Origin of the sequence: Citrobacter sp. XT1-2-2 (assembly GCF_023516235.1) — a bacterium.
Classification (GTDB): domain Bacteria; phylum Pseudomonadota; class Gammaproteobacteria; order Enterobacterales; family Enterobacteriaceae; genus Citrobacter; species Citrobacter werkmanii.
Map to the genome: position 1 here is coordinate 4,672,748 of NZ_CP097324.1, position 17,294 is coordinate 4,690,041.

17 protein-coding genes are annotated in these 17,294 nt (G+C 53.2%); 7 read left to right on the forward strand and 10 right to left on the reverse strand.

Annotation, left to right across the window (positions count from 1 at the left end; genetic code table 11):
• The first annotated feature begins 1 nt into the window (after nucleotide 1).
• The gene (locus M4I31_RS22205; RefSeq protein ID WP_085049578.1) at nucleotides 2-814 is read left to right on the forward strand and encodes a shikimate 5-dehydrogenase; all 813 of its coding nucleotides are present in this window, start codon (nucleotides 2-4) and stop codon (nucleotides 812-814) included.
• A gap of 33 nt (nucleotides 815-847) precedes the next feature.
• On the opposite strand, the gene M4I31_RS22210 is transcribed toward M4I31_RS22205, so the two are convergent.
• Nucleotides 848-964, reverse strand: coding sequence for a CcdB family protein (locus M4I31_RS22210; protein WP_256470050.1), 117 nt, complete (start codon nucleotides 962-964; stop codon nucleotides 848-850).
• Nucleotides 965-1,085: 121 nt separating this feature from the next.
• On the opposite strand from M4I31_RS22210, the gene M4I31_RS22215 reads away from it, so the two are divergent.
• Nucleotides 1,086-1,235, forward strand: a complete 150-nt coding sequence (locus M4I31_RS22215; protein ID WP_176281257.1) for a hypothetical protein — start codon at nucleotides 1,086-1,088, stop codon at nucleotides 1,233-1,235.
• Between the two features lie 132 nt (nucleotides 1,236-1,367).
• On the opposite strand, the gene M4I31_RS22220 is transcribed toward M4I31_RS22215, so the two are convergent.
• On the reverse strand, nucleotides 1,368-1,844 hold the full coding sequence (locus M4I31_RS22220; protein ID WP_085049577.1) for a GNAT family N-acetyltransferase: 477 nt from the start codon (nucleotides 1,842-1,844) through the stop codon (nucleotides 1,368-1,370).
• Between the two features lie 248 nt (nucleotides 1,845-2,092).
• On the opposite strand from M4I31_RS22220, the gene M4I31_RS22225 reads away from it, so the two are divergent.
• Nucleotides 2,093-2,683 carry a GNAT family N-acetyltransferase gene (locus M4I31_RS22225; protein ID WP_085049576.1) on the forward strand — a complete coding sequence of 197 codons (591 nt, stop codon included), beginning with the start codon at nucleotides 2,093-2,095 and terminating at the stop codon, nucleotides 2,681-2,683.
• Between the two features lie 63 nt (nucleotides 2,684-2,746).
• On the opposite strand, the gene M4I31_RS22230 is transcribed toward M4I31_RS22225, so the two are convergent.
• The 4 genes from M4I31_RS22230 to M4I31_RS22245 form a co-directional block, all read right to left on the reverse strand.
• Entirely contained in the window at nucleotides 2,747-3,406 is a 660-nt protein-coding gene (locus M4I31_RS22230; RefSeq protein ID WP_085049575.1) for a LysE family translocator, read from the reverse strand.
• A 103-nt stretch (nucleotides 3,407-3,509) separates the two neighbouring features.
• The gene (gene arsC, locus M4I31_RS22235) at nucleotides 3,510-3,935 is read right to left on the reverse strand and encodes a glutaredoxin-dependent arsenate reductase (RefSeq protein WP_085049574.1); all 426 of its coding nucleotides are present in this window, start codon (nucleotides 3,933-3,935) and stop codon (nucleotides 3,510-3,512) included.
• 12 nt (nucleotides 3,936-3,947) lie between these two features.
• Nucleotides 3,948-5,237, reverse strand: a complete 1,290-nt coding sequence (locus tag M4I31_RS22240) for an arsenic transporter (protein ID WP_085049573.1) — start codon at nucleotides 5,235-5,237, stop codon at nucleotides 3,948-3,950.
• Between the two features lie 44 nt (nucleotides 5,238-5,281).
• The gene (locus M4I31_RS22245; protein WP_038636209.1) at nucleotides 5,282-5,602 is read right to left on the reverse strand and encodes a transcriptional regulator; all 321 of its coding nucleotides are present in this window, start codon (nucleotides 5,600-5,602) and stop codon (nucleotides 5,282-5,284) included.
• A gap of 85 nt (nucleotides 5,603-5,687) precedes the next feature.
• Between M4I31_RS22245 and arsH the strand changes: the two genes are divergently transcribed.
• Nucleotides 5,688-6,386 carry an arsenical resistance protein ArsH gene (gene arsH / locus M4I31_RS22250; protein ID WP_085049572.1) on the forward strand — a complete coding sequence of 233 codons (699 nt, stop codon included), beginning with the start codon at nucleotides 5,688-5,690 and terminating at the stop codon, nucleotides 6,384-6,386.
• A 138-nt stretch (nucleotides 6,387-6,524) separates the two neighbouring features.
• Here the strand turns inward: arsH and M4I31_RS22255 are convergent, their stop codons facing one another.
• A complete protein-coding gene (locus tag M4I31_RS22255; protein WP_085049571.1) occupies nucleotides 6,525-7,145 on the reverse strand; it encodes a histidine phosphatase family protein in 621 nt (206 codons plus the stop codon).
• A 546-nt stretch (nucleotides 7,146-7,691) separates the two neighbouring features.
• Between M4I31_RS22255 and M4I31_RS22260 the strand changes: the two genes are divergently transcribed.
• On the forward strand, nucleotides 7,692-7,970 hold the full coding sequence (locus M4I31_RS22260) for an addiction module antidote protein (RefSeq protein WP_085049570.1): 279 nt from the start codon (nucleotides 7,692-7,694) through the stop codon (nucleotides 7,968-7,970).
• Between the two features lie 109 nt (nucleotides 7,971-8,079).
• A complete protein-coding gene (pepE, locus tag M4I31_RS22265; protein WP_085049569.1) occupies nucleotides 8,080-8,769 on the forward strand; it encodes a dipeptidase PepE in 690 nt (229 codons plus the stop codon).
• A gap of 127 nt (nucleotides 8,770-8,896) precedes the next feature.
• On the opposite strand, the gene M4I31_RS22270 is transcribed toward pepE, so the two are convergent.
• Together M4I31_RS22270 and metH are read right to left on the reverse strand one after the other, a co-directional pair.
• Nucleotides 8,897-10,525 (reverse strand): Na/Pi cotransporter family protein, encoded by a 1,629-nt coding sequence (locus M4I31_RS22270; RefSeq protein ID WP_038636190.1) that lies wholly within the window; start codon nucleotides 10,523-10,525, stop codon nucleotides 8,897-8,899.
• Nucleotides 10,526-10,738: 213 nt separating this feature from the next.
• Nucleotides 10,739-14,422, reverse strand: a complete 3,684-nt coding sequence (gene metH / locus M4I31_RS22275; protein ID WP_085049568.1) for a methionine synthase — start codon at nucleotides 14,420-14,422, stop codon at nucleotides 10,739-10,741.
• 195 nt (nucleotides 14,423-14,617) lie between these two features.
• Between metH and iclR the strand changes: the two genes are divergently transcribed.
• Nucleotides 14,618-15,442: a glyoxylate bypass operon transcriptional repressor IclR gene (gene iclR, locus M4I31_RS22280; protein ID WP_038636184.1), complete on the forward strand. Its 825-nt coding sequence runs from the start codon at nucleotides 14,618-14,620 to the stop codon at nucleotides 15,440-15,442.
• 44 nt (nucleotides 15,443-15,486) lie between these two features.
• On the opposite strand, the gene aceK is transcribed toward iclR, so the two are convergent.
• Nucleotides 15,487-17,268 carry a bifunctional isocitrate dehydrogenase kinase/phosphatase gene (gene aceK / locus M4I31_RS22285; protein ID WP_085049567.1) on the reverse strand — a complete coding sequence of 594 codons (1,782 nt, stop codon included), beginning with the start codon at nucleotides 17,266-17,268 and terminating at the stop codon, nucleotides 15,487-15,489.
• Nucleotides 17,269-17,294: the final 26 nt, after the last annotated feature.

Sequence of the window (17,294 nt, forward strand, 5' to 3'; positions counted from 1 at the left end):
CATGATTAACCGCGACACCCAGTTGTGCATGTCGCTTGCCGGTCGGCCCGGTAACTTTGGCACGCGATTTCACAACTATCTGTATGAAAAATTAGGGTTAAATTTTATCTACAAAGCCTTTACTACGCAGGATATTGAGGCCGCAGTGAAAGGCGTTCGCGCACTCGGGATTCGCGGCTGTGCGGTCTCTATGCCGTTTAAAGAGAGTTGCATGCCGTTTCTGGATGCCATCGATCCTTCCGCAAAAGTCATTGACTCCGTCAACACCATCGTCAATGACAACGGTACGCTGACAGGATTTAACACCGACTACATTGCGGTAAAAAGCCTGATTACCAGCCACCAGCTTGATAACCACGCACGCGTCATGATCCGCGGCAGCGGTGGAATGGGTAAAGCGGTCATTGCTGGATTTCGCGATGCCGGTTTTCGCGATGTAATCGTCGCCGCCCGTAACCGGGAGAGCGGTCCGACGCTGGCAAAACAGTACTGTTTCAAGTGGCAACCGCAGCCGGAAGGGATTACCTGCGATATTCTGGTCAACGTGACGCCCGTCGGCATGGCTGGCGGTAAAGAGAGCGATGAACTGGCCTACAGCGAAGCAATGGTCGCTGCCGCCAGCGTGGTGTTTGATGTTGTCGCCCTGCCGCCGGAAACACCGGTAATCAAACTGGCACAGCAATTAGGTAAAAAGACCATCAGCGGTGCAGAGGTGATTGCCTTACAGGCCGTGGAGCAGTTCGCCATGTACACCGGCGTACGCCCGGATGACGCGCTAATCGCCGAAGCAGCAGAATTTGCGCGGGCGGGGTAAAGAAGCAGGAACTGAGCGCCTGGGATGGGCGCTCTAATAGCCATTAAGCAGGAAATCAATCGCATCTCGAAGTTCTGCCCTGTTTGCTGTCAGATCTCCCACAAAGTTACCCACATTCTTCACAGGTATGCCTGCCATCATGTACGTCATCACCACATAGGGTAGAGTTCAAAAAGAAAGGTAACACACAAATCGCGTTACGGGTCGAGCCTGAACTGGAAGCAGGGATTCAGAAAGCGCTTTCAATGGATGGTGACGCTTAAATATCCCCATGGTTCCGGAACTGCGTAAAGCGATGGAAGAATCACAGCAGCAGGATGACGATGGATCGTTGGTAGCCTGGATTAAACGCGTGGTTAGAAAAGAGCTGAAGCAGAAAGGGATTGAAGTCTGGTGGCCGGAATTCTGTATCGTTTTCTGAAGATCTGTTTAGAGCGGGGAACGGACATTGAACATATGAGTTATAGTCAGCCCAAGGCTTCGAAGCTGCCGAACTGAATTCGTAGAGATTAGATTTCCGTTGGTGAGCTTTCCTGCCAGAGCAAAAGAAAACTCAGGCTGATAATGCGATGGACATATCCATGCAACGCAGATCTGTTTGGGCAAGTCTTGATGGGGATGTTGTTTCCTTGATAAACATAAATCCATGCTTTTCGTAGAAAGTTTGCGCGTTTGGTGTTGAGGTCAAGGTTAACTGTTTCAACCCTCTTTTAATCGCTTCAGCTTTAATCGTTTCAATAATCAGGCTAGCAAAACCTTTACCAAAATAATCCGGCAATGTAAAAATAGCTTCTACGCTACCTTGGGTAAGATCCAGATATCCCGTTGCTACCAATCCTGCATCAGGCAGATCGACAACAAAGAAAGGATTTTCCGTAATAACCTCCCTGTAATGTTCAGGCATAGCTTCAGGCGTCCAGGCCTCAAGCACCCAGGCACAATAACTTGGCTTACATCCTTCCCGAATAGAAAGATTCCTTATATTCCAGCATTCCTCTGCCTCTTCAGGTACTGCAAGTCTGATTTTCATTTGTTCTTCCTTTTCGTCTTATTATATTTATAGATTTATCATGAAACGGTTTCGTTTCAATATCTTTGTTTAACAAAAGAGGAAAGTCCATTCCAGGCACGGAGCGGACAAGCTGCCATCATGAGCAGTAAGCAGATAATCACCTCTTGATTAGTCGATTATTAAATGTAAACGGAGCATAGTAAGTCATTCGGTACAGGATTATGCAGTCCAATCCATCGACACAAAATAACTGTAAGGTCACAAATATGACGCCTACATTGCAAGGATCTCTTGTCACGCTCCGTCCTCTGCTTAAGACAGATGCTCAGCTATTGATTGATGCGGCTGCGGATGGGGAACTCTGGTCCTTGCCATTTACGGTAGTTCCGTCTGCTGACACAGCTGAGTCGTACATTCAGAAAGCCCTGCAGGGGCAAACTGAAGGCACAGTCATGCCGTTTGCTGTAACGCTCTCATCAGACCAACGCGTCATTGGGTCAACACGTTTCTGGAAGATTGATAGAGAAAACCGAAAGCTCGAAATTGGTCATACCTGGTATTCACAAAGCTGGCAAAAAACAGCTGCAAATACCGAGAGTAAACTGTTACTGCTGCGATACGCCTTTGAGCAACTGAACTGTGTTCGCGTTCAGTTTACGACTGATGTATTGAATGAGCGCTCTCAAGCTGCCATTCTCCGTATTGGCGCAGTCCAGGAAAGCATCATCAGAAATGAACGAATTATGCCTGATGGCCGAAAACGTACTTCTATACGGTATAGCATAATTGATGATGAGTGGCCGCAGGTTCGGACTAACCTTGAGCGCCGCCTCTCCAGTTACAGCAATGAGAAATAACTCGAGCTTTTGCGGGCGGAAGGTCTGCTGTGAACGAAGCGGACACTGGGTTTACCGTTTCGGTTAAGCTTCTCTGGCAGATTTCGATACTACACCAGACCCGCTAAACAACATGCGGATACCGAGGCCTATCATGACAACTCCGGTAAACCGTTCCTGCCATTTGATAAAGCCAGGGTGTTTACCCAGCCAGTTTCCAAATGTCCCTGATGCCATCGCGACCGACCCCAGGGAAACGATTCCTGCCAGCTTTTGGATACTACCCAGAACAAGTAATTGCAGCCAGACAGGACCCGCGGTGGGATCGACAAACTGAGGAAGAAAAGCAAACATGAACAACAGGGATTTTGGGTTAGTCAGGCTATTCAGGGCGCCTTCCCTAACGGCATTCCAGTCAGAAATTTTTGCAGTTTTTCGCAGACGTGTATCAGTGCCTGAAGTCGCAATCATTTTTATGCCCAGCCATATCAGATAAGCTGCGCCAGCCCACCTTAGCAGATCTAGCGCCACCGGCCAGGCATGAACAACGGTTACCAGCCCCAGGACAAGAAAAGAAACTTGCACAAAACCAGCTACAAATACATTACCCAGTACCGTAAGCAGTGCAATACGTCTTCCCTGACCGACTCCTCTGGCGATAGTTAGCATCATGTCTGGCCCCGGAGAAATCTCCAGTAGAGTCAGCGCAAGAAGGAAGGTCATAAACGTTTCGATCGAAGGCATCTTGGTTGAATCCGGAAAAATATTTCCGCTACGTTACCTCAGTCCGATTCGAGCAGAAAGCGGAATATACCGCAGCGCCCGCTCCTGGCTCGAAGTGGGCAGATTACTTAACCCGCTTCCCCGTTTCGTCAATGACCTTCTCACCATCCTCTTTGGTAAACGCTCGTTTCTGACCTTCCGGTAGAATATCCAACACTATTTCTGAAGGGCGGCAAAGACGAGTGCCAAGCGGCGTAACGACTACCGGCCGATTAATCAGGATCGGATGTTGAAGCATGAAATCAATCAACTGCTCATCACTAAATTTCTCTTCATCAAGACCCAGGTGTTCATAAGGCTCAACATTCTTACGCAGTAATGCACGCACCGTAATTCCCATTTCTGAAATAAGTTTAATCAGCTCATCACGGGTCGGTGGCGTATCGAGATAATAAATTATCGTCGGTTCATTGCCGCTGTTACGGATCATCTCCAGCGTGTTACGAGAAGTGCCGCAGGCAGGGTTGTGATAGATGGTAATGTTGCTCATATCTGTATCTCATTACAAAGTGATGGAGAACCGCAACGCCAGCGCGGCCAGAGTGACAAACAGCACGGGCAGAGTCATGATAATGCCAGTGCGGAAGTAATATCCCCATGTAATCGTTATATTTTTCTGGGCAAGCACATGCAGCCAAAGCAAGGTTGCCAAACTGCCAATCGGGGTGATTTTCGGGCCTAAATCGCAGCCAATCACATTGGCATAAATCATAGCCTCTTTGACGACGCCAGTCGCCGTACTCCCGTCAATCGACAGTGCGCCAATTAGCACCGTCGGCATATTGTTCATCACCGATGACAGGAACGCGGTCAGGAAACCGGTGCCGAACGTTGCTGCCCATAACCCCTTTTCTGCCAGCAGGTTCAGCACGTCAGACAGATACTCCGTGAGTCCTGCATTGCGCAGGCCATAGACCACCAGGTACATGCCCAGCGAAAAAATAACAATCTGCCATGGCGCACCGCGCAGGACTTTTCCGGTGTTGATGGCATGACCTCTTTTCGCCACTATAAACAGTACTGCTGCGCCAGTAGTCGCTATCGCACTGACCGGGATCCCCAGAGGCTCCAGCACAAAGAAACCGACAAGAAGCAATAACAGGACAATCCAGCCCGCCCTGAACGTTGCCGGATCCTTTATCACACTGGCAGGCGTCTTCAGCAGCGAAACGTCATACGTCTCCGGAATGTCCTTGCAGAAGAAGAGATGCAGCATGACCAGAGTGGCCGCAATCGCGGCTACATCTACGGGGATCATAACGGAGGCATACTGCGTAAAGCCCAGACCGAAAAAGTCCGCCGAGACGATATTCACCAGGTTAGAAACAATGAGCGGCAGGCTGGCCGTATCTGCAATAAATCCTGCGGCCATGACAAAGGCCAATGTCGTGCCCTGGCTGAACCCCAGTGCGAGCAGCATCGCAATTACAATCGGCGTCAGGATCAGTGCGGCGCCGTCATTGGCAAACAACGCAGCAACAGCGGCCCCAAGCAAGACTATCCAGGTAAACAAAAGGCGGCCACGTCCGTTACCCCAGCGGGAGACGTGCAGTGCGGCCCATTCAAAGAAGCCGGACTCATCGAGCAGCAGGCTGATGATGATGACCGCAATAAATGCCGCAGTCGCGTTCCAGACGATATTCCAGACAACGGGAATATCAGCGATATGGATGACTCCGGTACTCAGCGCCAGCGCAGCTCCGATACTCGCGCTCCAGCCAATACTCAGACCTCTGGGTTGCCAGATCACCAGTACCAGCGTCAATAAAAATATACTCCCTGCCAAAAACATTTCAAACCCCGTTATATATGATTATGTGAATATGTTTTCCTTCCTCAGCAAGAGGTGCAGGCCGACTTTGCCAACCATTCCCGCACATCTTCCCGAAGGCACTGCCAGGACGTCGTGATTGTCTCAGCGGCCCACGCAGGAATATGAGGTGACAGACGATAGTGAATCCATTTGCCTTCCCGACGATCCAGAACTAGCCCAGACTCGCGAAGAATAGCCATATGGCGTGATATTTTAGGCTGTGATTCGGCGGTAGCTGCACAGATATCGCACACGCACAGTTCTCCGGACTCCCGCAGAAGCATGACAATGGCGAGCCGTGTTTCATCCGACAGGATTTTGAAAAGCTGAACAGGTTGTAGCATTTTCCTCTCCGTTCCCTTTAGAATATATATATGATAAATCATATATATTAACTTTGAAATCATCTGCTCTCTCTGGAGGAGAAAAATGGAACAATTTCCTGCCCTGAATACGGAATGCTTTGATCAAGACATCGCTGAACGCCTGCATCTGCAGGAGCCACCAAGAATTCTGATCCTGTATGGTTCAGTAAGAGAGCGCTCCTACAGCCGCTTTGCCGCGGAGGAAGTGGGTCGCCTGCTGACGGCGATGGGCGCGGAGGTGAAACTCTTTAACCCCTCCGGTTTACCCCTGCCGGATGATGCGCCGGACACGCATCCCAAAGTCACCGAGCTGCGCGGTCTGGTCAGATGGTGTGACGGGATGGTGTGGAGTTCTCCGGAACGGCACGGTGCTATGAGCGCGGTGATGAAGGCGCAGATTGACTGGATACCCTTAAGTGAAGGCGCGGTTCGTCCTTCGCAGGGCAAAACACTTGCGGTAATGCAGGTCTGCGGCGGTTCACAGTCCTTCAATGCCGTGAACCAGATGCGTATTCTGGGTCGCTGGATGCGGATGTTTACGATCCCCAACCAGTCCTCTGTAGCCAAGGCATGGCAAGAGTTCGACGAAAACGGACGAATGAAACCTTCGTCATGGTATGACCGTATCGTCGATGTCGCCGAGGAGCTGTTTAAAATCACGCTGCTGCTTAAGGGACAAACCGGTTACCTTGCAGATCGTTACAGCGAGCGAAAAGAGAGCCATCAGGAGCTTTCATCCCGTGTCAATCAGGACAAAATATAACGTCCTTACTTATTGAGCTCACAGCACGAAGCGGACGAGCTAACTGAGATGAAGGTCCGCTGTGAGCGAAGAGCTGACATTGTGCTTAAATAATGATGGCTCTGGCAGGATGGGAGTTCAATGATTGCAAGGTGACCACTAATTCAGGTGACGTAAATGTGTAGCAATCCCCCACTTTAGGCCGATACATTTTCCATTAACCAGGTCGATAACAGAATAACTTGCATTGGGGTGAGCATAGCGAGGGAAACTATTGACAGTCCCTTCTTTAAGAATTGCCAGAGTGCCCTGACTGACATGCCCGTGAGACACAATACATATTGTTTGTTGATGTGATGAAGTATCTTCCAGGTTTTGTAAAAAACGCATAACTCGCTGAGAAGCATGCGCCAGTGACTCCCCCCCAGGTGGAAAATACTCTGCATCAAGCCTGAATAACGCATTTGCATCGTTCGGATGTTTTTGTCTGAGTAGTTCTAACGGCATACCTTCAAACTGACCAAAGGCCTGCTCTTTAAGGGCCGGTTCAGCCGTCAGTGAACAGCGAAAGTGTTCAGCCAGGCTTTGCCCCATTTGCCAGGCACGTCCAAGCGGAGAAGCGTAAACACGCTCTATTTGATACTCACTTGCACTAAACGCTGCTAGTAGGACGGATGTTTCATGCAAACCCCGACAGGTCAAGGGGCTATCGCTGTGCCCCTGAATAATTCCTTCCAAATTCCACTCTGTTTCTGCGTGTCGAACAAGTATCAATTTCATCGTTAGCGGGCCATGCTCGTTGTTGATCAAAATGCCCAAACTGCGCGATGTCAAACACACACAGTTGAAGCAGCGGAAGGCTTTCCTGTTTTGGAAATAATGAACAAGTGTAGCTTATTGCCGTTATGCAGCGGCTCTGGGTGTGAGGCGCTGAATTTTATCCGTAGTTAACTTCCGCTTTTGGCACAAAGCCGCCCCTATCCCCTGTTATCGTTTCTCGTATCAACCGCAGCGTCCTGAAAAACTACGTATTATTGCGAGGCGCTTTCCTGTTTCCTCCACCCAACATTTCCCCATACTCCCCATTTTTTTATTCTCTAGTCTCAACTTGTCAATTCAGAATGTAGTTTATAAAATACATGGAACGTACTCATGGAAATTCTTCAGACAATGGTTTTCCAGCGTTGGGAGCAAAACTTACGGGACAGGAGAGCTAAAACGCTCATTGCTACACGCCTTTTTCGTTTGGCTCATGGTTTAGCTGGTGATGTCAAACCTGTTGGAGAATGCTCGCCCGTTCACTGGATTATCAAGAGATCTTCCACCATGAATAAACTTACGCAGTACGATCCCGCAACTGCGCTGGTCGATGATGAAGAAATTGCCGTTTTTATGGCCGATGCCCTCGAAACAGGCGATGCAGCGTACATTGCAAAAGCATTGGGCGTGGTGGCTCGCGCTAAGGGAATGGCGAACATCGCGGCAGAAACGGGATTATCCCGCGAACAACTTTATCGCTCTTTTAGTGAGAAAGGTAACCCAACGCTGAAAACTACGCTTGCAGTGATGAAGGCGCTCGGTATTGAATTGACGCTTAAAAAATAGTCTCAGCATCTGTCTCCTCTTCCAACATCGTGAGCCATATCAGGAAGGCGTTAGATCGATAGTGGTAGCATGACCGCGGTTTGTAATTTTCTGATTACATGGAGAAATGATGGAACTGCTTTTATTGAGTAACTCGACGCTGCCGGGCAAAGGCTGGATGGAACATGCGCTGCCGCTGATCGCAGAGCAACTGAACGGTCGCCGCACGGCGGTGTTTATTCCATTTGCCGGCGTGACGCAAACCTGGGATGAGTACACGGCGAAAACGGCAGCCATCTTTGCGCCAATGGGCGTTAACGTTACTGGCATTCATACCGTTACCGATCCGATTGCAGCCATTGAAAACGCCGAACTGGTGATTGTCGGCGGGGGTAACACCTTCCAGTTGCTGAAAGAGAGCCGCGAGCGCGGACTGCTGGCGCCGATTGTCGATGTCGTCAAACGCGGCGCGCTGTACATCGGCTGGAGCGCGGGTTCCAACCTTGCCTGCCAGACCATCCGCACCACCAACGACATGCCGATTGTCGATCCAAAAGGCTTTGATGCCCTGGGTCTGTTCCCACTGCAAATTAATCCGCACTTCACCAACGCGCTGCCGGAAGGCCATAAAGGCGAAACGCGTGAACAGCGTATTCGCGAACTGCTGGTTGTGGCACCGGAACTGACGGTGATTGGTCTGCCGGAAGGGAACTGGATCAAAGTGAGCAACGGTCAATCCGTGCTTGGCGGCCCAAACACCACGTATATCTTTAAAGCGGGTGAAGAGGCGGTTGCCGTTGAGGCGGGTCACTGCTTTTAGTTGGTTTGTTGTCTGATGCCGGATGGTAGCTTCGCCTTATCCGGCATCAAGGTAGACGACAACATTGACGGTTATCCGTAGGCCCGGTAAGCATCAGCGCCACCGGGCAACCTTTCATCTGTCCTCGTTAGTACTCACGCTCGTCGTCCTCATCCGGCTGTTCCAGCACACTGTAAGCCACAGAGCAAAACAGTGAGTTCAGACGCTGCATATCGCCCAGCAACGCCAGGTGCAGGGAACTGGTCTCAATGCTCTGCACGTTCTGCTGATGCAGACGATCCACGTGCGCATGCGAATAACGACGGTTAAGGATGCGGAAACGGTGCTTGCTGCGGCGCAGACGACGGGCGCTGGTCACGTCGCCAGAGAAGAATACCGACATCGCCAGTTGCAGATTACTGAGCAGTTGATCGTACAGTGCATCAAGTTCTTTCAGCCCTTCGACAGAGAATGCCCGACGCGCTGCCAGCGACTTGTCGGCAATCTCGCTGCCCATACGCTCAACAATATCCGACGCCTGTTCAAGGTTGAGCGACATTTCGATAATCTCAGCCCAACGGCGCGACTCTTCTTCTGCCAGTTCATCCTTTGGCATCCTCGCCAGATAGAGCTTAATCGCCGTGTACAGTACGTTGATATCGTCCGCCATCCTGCGCAACTCTTTCTCTTCACGCGGTTCGCCGTGCATCACCTTCTTTAGCCCATCCATCATCTGCTCCATCGCATCGCCAATACGTAGGGCCTCACGGGCGGCATTGGCCAGAGCCAGGGTTGGGGTATCCAGTGCGCTGATGTCCAGATGCTTAGGCTTCAGGTGGGCGTCCAGTTCCGGCTCATCACGGATAATACGCTTGCAAAAACGCGCCATCGGTTCGGCGAACGGCACCATCGCTATGCAACGTACCAGGTTGTAGAAAACATGGAAATAAATGACCAGCTCAGATTTCGGCAGCGGCAGCTCATCCATCAGATTCGCCAACGGATGAACAAACGGCAGGATAATCAGACTCCCCACCAGCTTAAACAACAAGCTGCCAAGCGCCACGCGACGGGCAGCAGCGTTAGCCGCGCTATTGTTGAGCATCGCCAGCAGGCCAGAGCCAAGGTTGGCGCCAATCACCAGGCACAACGCGACAGGAAACGAGATAATGCTGGCAGCGGTCAGGGTTGCCGTCAGCAAAACCGCCGCCAGGCTGGAGTAACTGATCACCGCGAACATAGCGCCAATCAGCGCATCCAGCATAATATCGCCGGTCAGCGAGGCGAAAATAACCTGTACGCCGTTAGCCTGGGTTATCGGCGTGACCGCCTGCACAATCAGCTCCAGCGCCAGTAAAATCAACCCCAGCCCGATGCCAACCCGCCCCAGTTGCCCCACGCGGGACTGCTTACGCCCGAGAAAAAAGATCACGCCGATGAAAATCAGCAGTGGGGATAGCCATGAGAGATCGAAGGTCAGGATACGCGCCATCAGCGCGGTCCCCACGTCGGCGCCGAGTACAATCACCAGCGCAGGGGTAAGCGCCACGAGATCTTGGGCGACAAATGAGGTCACCAGCATGGTGGTGGCGTTGCTGCTTTGTACCAGCGCGGTCACGCCGATACCCGCACAAAAGGCGAGCGGCTTCTTTTCAACGCTACGGCTGAGTACGGTACGCAAACGGGCGCCAAAGACGCGCATCACGCCGGTACGCACAATATGTGTGCCCCAAACCAGCATAGAGACAGCAGAAAGCAGGTGTAACAGAGTTAGCACGGAATCAGGTTCTCCTTATCGTTATATGTTCCTGAGGTTCATCGCAATGACATACCGCCTGACGGCGCTACGCTTATCAGGTCTACAAAAATGAGCCATCCGGCAAGCAGTGCCGATGAACGTTCTTTCAGTATAAGGGTTTAAACGTAAGAAAGAGACAGGGCACTCATTGAGTGCCCTGTTTGTTGTAAAGAAAGATGACAGTTTTGTGAATCAATCGGCGTCGTAGCCCAGATTAGGCGCTAACCAACGTTCAACTTCTGCCACGCTCATGCCTTTACGGAAGGCATAATCTTCAACCTGATCGCGCTGAATTTGCGCCACGGCGTAATACTTACTGTCAGGATGACTGAAATACCAGCCGGAAACCGAGGCCCCAGGCCACATGGCGAAGGATTCGGTGAGCTTCATCCCGGTATGTGCTTCGACGTCCAGCAGCTCCCAGATGGTGGCCTTTTCGGTATGTTCCGGGCACGCCGGGTAGCCCGGCGCCGGGCGAATGCCCTGGTAGTTTTCGCGGATCAGCTCTTCGTTACTGAGGTTCTCATTCGCCGCATAGCCCCAGTAGACTTTACGCACGCGCTCATGCAGATATTCCGCGAATGCTTCCGCCAGACGGTCAGCGATGGCTTTCACCATAATCTTGTTGTAGTCGTCATGCTGCGCTTCGAAGGCGTCCGCCAGCGCATCCTCCTCCAGACCGCCGGTCACCGCGAAAGCACCGATGTAATCCGCTTTGCCGCTCAGTTTCGGCGCGACAAAGTCAGACAGGCAGTAGTTGGCGAAGCCGACTTTTTCCGTCTGCTGGCGCAGGTGATGACTCACGCTGATAACGTGCGTACGCGTCTCGTCACGGTAAATCTCGATGTCGTCACCCACGCGGTTAGCCGGGAACAACCCCACCACGCCGCGCGGGTTCAGGGTCTTCTCAGCGCTGAGTTTATCCAGCATGTCGTTGGCGTCTTTGAACAGGCGCTTCGCCTCTTCGCCCACCACTTCATCTTCGAGGATGCGCGGATACTTCCCGGCCAGCGACCAGGTCATAAAGAACGGCGTCCAGTCGATGTAATTGCGCAGCGTTTCGATGCTGGCCTCGACTTCCTGCACGCCTAACCGATGCGCGACCGGCGGCGTGTAACTTTCCCAGTCGAAGGCCAGATCGTTATCACGTGCAGCCTGTAACGTTACCGGCGGCGTGCGAGGTTTCTTACGCGCATGCTGGATGCGCACGGTTTCGTACTCTTTACGCGTACGGGCGACAAAGTCATCGCGCTGGGTGTCGGAGAGCAGCGCGGCAACAACCCCCACGGTACGCGAGGCGTTCTGCACATAAACCGTCGGGCCGCTGTAGTTCTGCTCAATTTTCACCGCGGTGTGCGCTTTTGAGGTGGTCGCGCCGCCAATCAGCAGTGGGATGGTGAAGCCCTGACGCTCCATCTCTTTCGCCACGTTGACCATTTCGTCCAGCGACGGGGTAATAAGCCCGGAAAGGCCAATCAGATCGGCATTCACCTCTTTGGCGGTCTTGAGGATTTTCTCCGCGGGCACCATCACGCCAAGATCGACGATTTCGTAGTTGTTACATTGCAGCACCACGCCAACGATGTTCTTGCCGATGTCGTGCACATCGCCCTTCACGGTGGCGATGACCATCTTGCCGTTGCTGGAGCCTTTCTCTTTACTGGCTTCGATATACGGTTCGAGGTAAGCCACCGCCTGCTTCATCACGCGGGCTGATTTCACCACCTGCGGCAGGAACATTTTGCCCTCGCCGAACAGGTCGCCGACCACGTTCATACCGTCCATCAGCGGCCCTTCGATCACCTCAATCGGGCGTTCGGCCTGCTGGCGCGCTTCTTCTGTGTCGAGCTCGATAAATTCGGTAATGCCTTTCACCAGCGAGTATTCAAGGCGCTTTTTCACGTCCCAACTACGCCACTCCGCCATCTGGGCATTCGCGGTGTCGTCGGTTTTACTGCCGCGATATTTCTCGGCCAGTTCCAGCAAACGCTCGGTACCATCTTCACGTCGGTTGAGGATCACATCTTCAACCGCGTCGCGCAGCTCGGCGGGCAGGTCGTCATAGATAGCCAGCTGTCCGGCGTTGACGATGCCCATGTCCATCCCATTGCGAATCGCATAGTAGAGGAATACCGCGTGAATAGCCTCACGTACCGGGTCGTTGCCGCGGAACGAGAAGGAAACGTTAGAGACGCCGCCGGAAATCAGCGCGTGCGGCAGCTCGCGTTTAATATCTTCACAGGCACCGATAAAGTCCTGCGCGTAGTTGTTGTGCTCTTCAATCCCGGTTGCCACGGCGAAAATGTTTGGGTCGAAGATGATGTCTTCCGGCGGGAAGCCCACTTCTTCGGTGAGAATTTTGTACGCCCGGCGGCAAATCTCAATTTTACGTTCGCGGGTATCCGCCTGGCCCTGTTCGTCAAAGGCCATCACCACCACCGCAGCACCGTAGCGACGCAGCAGCTTCGCGTGATGGATAAAGGTCTCCACCCCCTCTTTCATCGAGATGGAGTTAACGATGCCTTTACCCTGAATGCACTTCAGTCCTTTTTCGATGACTTCCCATTTCGAGGAGTCGATCATAATCGGCACGCGGGCGATGTCCGGCTCGCCGGCAATCAGGTTGAGGAAGCGCACCATCGCCGCTTCGGCGTCGAGCATCCCCTCATCCATGTTGATGTCGATAATCTGCGCGCCGCTTTCCACCTGCTGGCGGGCGACGTCCAGCGCTTCGCTGTATTTCTCTTCTTTGATCAGACGCTTAAATTTCGCTGAACCGGTGACGTTGGTACGTTCGCCGACGTTAACAAACAGGCTATCGTCGCCAATGTTCAGCGGTTCAAGGCCGGACAGCCGGCAGGCCACCGGGATTTCTGGCAACTTGCGCGGCGGTAAACCTTCTACCGCCCGGCTCATCGCGGCGATATGTTCCGGCGTGGTGCCGCAACAGCCGCCAACCACATTGAGGAAACCGGCCTCGGCCCATTCGCGAATCTGTGTCGCCATGGTGTCGGCGTCGAGGTCGTACTCGCCGAAGGCGTTCGGCAGCCCGGCGTTCGGGTGCGCGGTGACATAGCATTCGGCAATGCGTGACAGCTCCTGCACGTACTGGCGCAGCTCGTCCGGGCCTAAGGCGCAGTTCAGACCGAAGGTCAGCGCATCGGCGTGGCGCAATGAGTTATAGAACGCTTCGGTGGTCTGGCCGGAAAGCGTACGTCCGGATGCATCGGTAATGGTGCCGGAAAGCATAATCGGCAGCTCGACGCCCAGCGCTTCGAACTCGGTTTTTACCGCGAAAATAGCGGCTTTAGCATTGAGGGTATCGAAGACGGTTTCAATCAGGATCAGGTCGCTGCCGCCTTCCACCAGCGCTTTGGTGGATTCGCGATAGGCGGCCACCAGCTGGTCAAAGGTAATGTTGCGGTATGCCGGGTCGTTGACGTCGGGCGAGATAGAGGCCGTACGGTTGGTTGGACCGAGCACGCCCGCGACATAGCGCGGTTTGTTCGGCGTGCGCGCCGTCCATTCGTCTGCCGCCGCGCGCGCCAGCTTCGCCGCCGCAAAGTTGATTTCCGCCGACAGGGATTCCATCTGGTAATCCGCCATGGCGATAGTCGTGGAGTTAAAGGTGTTGGTTTCGATGATATCCGCGCCCGCCTCAAAGTAGGCGTTATGGATCGCGGCAATCACCTCCGGCTTGCTGAGCACCAGCAGGTCGTTGTTGCCCTTCAGGTCGCAAGGCCAGTCGGCGAAGCGCTCGCCGCGGAAATCCTCTTCGCTCAGACGATATCCCTGGATCATGGTGCCCATCCCGCCGTCCAGCACCAGAATACGTTCATTTAACTGCTGACGTAATTGTTCTACTTTGCTGCTCACACTCGCTCCCGACAACGCTCAACCAGACCGAAAAAAACTCAACAGGCCATACTGGCACAAACCTGAGAGGCGGAAAAGAGAACAACGGCCAACATGAGACATGTTCAGCTTCACTCATCCGATCAGTACAGGAATTCTTGCATTATAATCGAATAAAACGAAAATGATTTCCACGATACAGAAAAGGAGTCCGCCATGGTTGCCCCTGTCCCCGCGAAACGCGGTAGAAAACCCGCCGCTGCCACTACGCCTGCAACCGGGCAGGTTCAGTCTTTGACCCGGGGTCTGAAGCTACTGGAGTGGATTGCGGAATCCAACGGCAGCGTGGCGCTAACCGAGCTGGCGCAGCAGGCCGGTCTGCCAAACTCAACAACCCACCGTCTGTTGACTACCATGCAGCAGCAAGGTTTTGTCCGCCAGGTGGGCGAATTAGGCCACTGGGCCGTGGGTGCGCATGCGTTTATCGTCGGCAGCAGCTTTTTGCAAAGCCGCAATCTGCTGGCGATTGTGCACCCCATTCTGCGCAAACTAATGGAAGATTCGGGTGAGACGGTAAACCTGGCCGTGCTGGATCAAAGCGACCATCAGGCCATTATTATCGACCAGGTGCAGTGCACCCAGTTGATGCGCATGTCTGCGCCTATCGGCGGCAAGCTGCCGATGCACGCCTCCGGTGCGGGCAAGGCATTTTTATCTCAATTGAGTGAAGAACAGGTTACCGGTCTGCTGCACCGCAAAGGGCTACACGCGTATACCCATGCCACGCTGGTGTCGCCGGTCCATCTGAAAGAGGATTTGGCGCAGACACGTAAGCGCGGCTATTCCTTTGATGATGAAGAACACGCGCTGGGCCTGCGCTGCGTGGCGTCGTGCATTTATGATGAACACCGTGAGCCGTTCGCCGCCATCTCCATTTCCGGGCCAATTTCACGTATTACCGATGACCGCGTGACCGAGTTTGGCGCAATGGCGATCAAAGCAGCGAAAGAAGTCACGCTGGCGTACGGCGGGTTTAGATAAGCAAGGGTTGGGACTGATTTGTAGACCTGATAAGCGCAGCGCCATCAGGCACGGCGTACATTGCCGGATGGCGGCGCAAGGGCCTTATCCGGCCTACGGTCGGTTTCATAACGTACGCTAAACCGCTGCCGACGACGGTAAGCGTAAACATCTTCCACGTGACCTTCCCGGATCCGCGTTTGCAGCCCTCGCCAGTAGTCGGCGCTGAACAGGTCGGCGTGCATCTCCTCAAACAACGGCCCGATGCGCGGGTCGGCACATAGCCAGTGACGAAACTCTTCCGGGAAGACATCCCCCGGCGACACGCTGTACCACGGTTCAGCGCTCATCTCATCTTCCGGGTAGCGCGGCGGTGGGATATGGCGGAAATTCACCTCTGTCATATAGCAAATTTCATCGTAGTCGTAGAACACCACGCGCCCGTGGCGGGTAACGCCAAAATTCTTAAACAGCATATCTCCCGGGAAAATATTGGCGGCGGCCAGCTGACGAATGGCGTTGCCGTACTCTTCTATCGCGTCGCGCAGCTGCTGGCCTTCGACCTGCTCCAGCCAGATATTCAGCGGCACCATGCGCCGTTCGATATACAGATGGCGAATAACAATCTGATCGCCGAGATCGGTAATTTTTTCCGGCGCTTCTTGTAGTAGCAGCGCCATCAGCGCCGGGTCGATTTGCCGTTTATCCAGCACAAAGTTTTCAAACTCCTGGGTATCGGCCATGCGCCCGACTCGGTCGTGCTCTTTCACCAGCTGGTAGCAGGCGCGGACGTGCGCGGCGGACATCTCCTTTTGCGGCGCAAATTTGTCTTTGATGATTTTAAACACCCGGTCGAAACCCGGTAGGGTAAACACCAGCATCACCATGCCGCGGATCCCCGGCGCTTCGATAAATTGCTCATCGCAATCAGCGAGATAGAGCAGATACTCGCGGTAGCTTTCAGTCTTCGCATGTTTCTGACAGCCAATCGCCATATACAATTCAGCGGTGGTTTTACCGGGCAGGATCTCGCGCAGCCACTCCACTAACGCCGCGGGCAGTGGGGCATAAACCATAAAATAGGAACGGGCAAAGCCAAACACAATGCTCGCTTCCGCCGTCGTGGTCAGACAGGTATCGACAAACAGTTCGCCTTCGTCAGTCCGGTGGATTGGCAATAAAAACGGCAGCGTCCCGGAAGGGGTAATCAGCTTACCGACCAGCCAGGCGGCCTTATTGCGATAAAACAGTTCGTTCGCCACCTGTAAATGACAGCGCGGCAACACATCCGCACCCAGAGTTTCGGTCAGGTGTTCGATGATGTAGTGGATATCACGATGTTTGTTCTGCCACGGTAGACGCAGAGGCAGATCGCTGAGAACGCGGGTGAGTAGCCACTCCCAGCCGGTATCGGGAAAAAAGTCTTTCGCCAGCGGGCGGGGGATCGTGCGAAAACGGCGCTCTGGCTGAGAGCTAAAAATAAACAGCCGCTCGGGAGTCAGCGAGCGGTGGTCAAATAACCGGCAGTAAACGGAGTTAAAGAAGCTCTCCGCAATCTCGAAGCGCGGATAATCCGGCAAGAGCCGGGTGTAATGATCTTTCACGCGGAGCAAAAAATCCGCGTCGGTACTTTTGCCGTCAGTAATGCAGCGCAGCTGTTCCACCACCAGACCCACATGATGATCGTAAAGGTGAATACGGCTTTTCATCGCCTGCTGAACCGCATGCCAGTCGGCATGTTCAAAACGCTGCTGCGCGCCGGAGGTGACTTCCAGAAAACGCCCGTACTGGGCGTCGAAACCTTGTAAAATTGTCTGAGCAATCAGTAATTCCAGGCCACGCGTCATCGATTTCTCCCATCCGGCACAACGTC

Bases quoted from the DNA above. Each gene is read 5' to 3' on its own strand.
- M4I31_RS22205 (WP_085049578.1), top strand. From the start codon at position 2: ATGATTAACCGCGACACCCAGTTGTGCATGTCGCTTGCCGGTCGGCCC.
- M4I31_RS22210 (WP_256470050.1), bottom strand. From the start codon at position 964: ATGACGTACATGATGGCAGGCATACCTGTGAAGAATGTGGGTAACTTT.
- M4I31_RS22215 (WP_176281257.1), top strand. From the start codon at position 1,086: ATGGTTCCGGAACTGCGTAAAGCGATGGAAGAATCACAGCAGCAGGAT.
- M4I31_RS22220 (WP_085049577.1), bottom strand. From the start codon at position 1,844: ATGAAAATCAGACTTGCAGTACCTGAAGAGGCAGAGGAATGCTGGAAT.
- M4I31_RS22225 (WP_085049576.1), top strand. From the start codon at position 2,093: ATGACGCCTACATTGCAAGGATCTCTTGTCACGCTCCGTCCTCTGCTT.
- M4I31_RS22230 (WP_085049575.1), bottom strand. From the start codon at position 3,406: ATGCCTTCGATCGAAACGTTTATGACCTTCCTTCTTGCGCTGACTCTA.
- arsC (WP_085049574.1), bottom strand. From the start codon at position 3,935: ATGAGCAACATTACCATCTATCACAACCCTGCCTGCGGCACTTCTCGT.
- M4I31_RS22240 (WP_085049573.1), bottom strand. From the start codon at position 5,237: ATGTTTTTGGCAGGGAGTATATTTTTATTGACGCTGGTACTGGTGATC.
- M4I31_RS22245 (WP_038636209.1), bottom strand. From the start codon at position 5,602: ATGCTACAACCTGTTCAGCTTTTCAAAATCCTGTCGGATGAAACACGG.
- arsH (WP_085049572.1), top strand. From the start codon at position 5,688: ATGGAACAATTTCCTGCCCTGAATACGGAATGCTTTGATCAAGACATC.
- M4I31_RS22255 (WP_085049571.1), bottom strand. From the start codon at position 7,145: ATGAAATTGATACTTGTTCGACACGCAGAAACAGAGTGGAATTTGGAA.
- M4I31_RS22260 (WP_085049570.1), top strand. From the start codon at position 7,692: ATGAATAAACTTACGCAGTACGATCCCGCAACTGCGCTGGTCGATGAT.
- pepE (WP_085049569.1), top strand. From the start codon at position 8,080: ATGGAACTGCTTTTATTGAGTAACTCGACGCTGCCGGGCAAAGGCTGG.
- iclR (WP_038636184.1), top strand. From the start codon at position 14,618: ATGGTTGCCCCTGTCCCCGCGAAACGCGGTAGAAAACCCGCCGCTGCC.
- aceK (WP_085049567.1), bottom strand. From the start codon at position 17,268: ATGACGCGTGGCCTGGAATTACTGATTGCTCAGACAATTTTACAAGGT.